At 73.6% G+C, this 1066-nt stretch carries 1 protein-coding gene; it reads left to right on the forward strand.

The genetic code is table 11. The annotated features are described in order from the left end of the window. Positions 1-1063: MutS-related protein (locus AX685_RS07630; protein ID WP_443026255.1), on the forward strand; the 1063-nt coding region annotated here is incomplete at its 5' end. Positions 1064-1066 lie beyond the last annotated feature (3 nt).

Consider the following 1066-nt stretch of genomic DNA (forward strand, 5'->3'; position numbering starts at 1 on the left):
GGCGGGCGCCCGTGCGCTGGCGGCGGAGGCGGCGCATCTGGAGGAATTGGTCGCTACCGCGCTCGCCTCGCGCGATGCGATCGCCGCCACCGCCGACGCGCTGGCGCGGATCGACGTCGCCGCCGCGCTGGCGGAACGCGCAGTGGAGGGCGCATGGTCGCGCCCGACCTTCGCCGACACCCCCTGTTTCGAGGTACGCGATGGCCGCCATCCGGTAGTGGAGGCGGCGCTGGCGCGTTCCGGCGACCGCTTCGTCGCCAACGATTGCGTGCTGGGCGACCGGTCGCGCCTGTGGCTGGTGACGGGGCCGAACATGGGCGGCAAGTCGACCTTCCTGCGGCAGAATGCGCTGATCGCGGTGCTGGCGCAGGCCGGCAGCTACGTCCCCGCCGCCGCCGCGCGGCTGGGGCTGGTCGACCGGCTGTTCAGCCGCGTCGGCGCGTCGGACAATCTCGCGCGCGGCCGCTCTACCTTCATGGTCGAGATGGTCGAGACCGCCGCGATCCTGGCACAGGCGACTCCCGACAGCTTCGTAATCCTCGACGAGGTCGGGCGCGGCACCTCCACCTACGACGGCCTCGCCATCGCCTGGGCGGTGGTGGAGGCGATCCACGAGGACAATCGCTGCCGCTGCCTGTTCGCGACCCATTACCACGAACTGACGCGGCTGGCCGAACGCTGCGACGCGCTCAGCCTCCACCACGTCCGCGCGCGTGAGTGGAAGGGCGAGCTGGTGCTGCTCCACGAACTGGCGGACGGCCCCGCCGATCGCAGCTATGGCCTCGCGGTTGCGCGGCTGGCGGGGATGCCGCCCGCCACGGTGCAGCGCGCCAAGGCGGTGCTGGCCAAGCTGGAGGCGGGCCGCGCGAAGACCGGCGGGCTGGCCGCCGGGCTGGACGACCTGCCGCTGTTCGCCGCCGCCGCGCAGGCCGAGGAGGAAGCGTGCGACGCGATCCGCGCCGAGGTGGAGGCGATCGACGTCGACGCGCTGACCCCGCGCGAGGCGCTCGACACGCTGTACCGGCTGAAGGCGCTCGCGCGGGAGACGGGCGGGGAGGGGTAGGGG

The organism is Sphingomonas sp. CCH9-F2 (assembly GCF_001556735.1).
Taxonomy (GTDB): Bacteria; Pseudomonadota; Alphaproteobacteria; order Sphingomonadales; family Sphingomonadaceae; genus Sphingomonas; species Sphingomonas ginsenosidimutans.